This is a genomic window from Weissella cibaria, from assembly GCF_004521965.1.
GTDB classification, from domain to species: domain Bacteria; phylum Bacillota; class Bacilli; order Lactobacillales; family Lactobacillaceae; genus Weissella; species Weissella cibaria_A.
In genome coordinates, this window is record NZ_SDGK01000035.1 from 1 (window position 1) to 338 (window position 338).

The following is a 338-nucleotide window of genomic DNA, read 5'->3' on the forward strand; positions in this document are numbered from 1 at the left end:
ACTTGCCTTGTCGTATACCTTAACTGTTGCTTGGTAAGACTTAGTTCCTTGTGCCTTCAGATAGTCCAATAATTTTGCACCGCTCAACTTAGTTGTGTCACCATTTAGATCAACTTCGTAAGTGTAAGCGTCCTTAGTTAATCCATCAACTGGTAACAATGCAGCGTTCTTGGCAGTTCCATTATCTGACCATGGAGCACCATCAGATGAATTTAACAATAGACGTGTCAACATTCCGTCGCCGCCGAAGGCTTCGAATGGGATTACTTGATTAACACCTGCCGTAAATGGTCCAGGATAGTTTGCATTTTCAAGGTAACTAGCTGGTACATCAACCG

Annotated in this window: 1 protein-coding gene; it reads right to left on the reverse strand. The window is 42.9% G+C overall.

All coding sequences use genetic code 11. The features are described 5' to 3' along the window. The coding region (locus EST42_RS05315; RefSeq protein ID WP_209019477.1) for an SSURE domain-containing protein at positions 1–338 on the reverse strand (338 nt) is incomplete at both ends.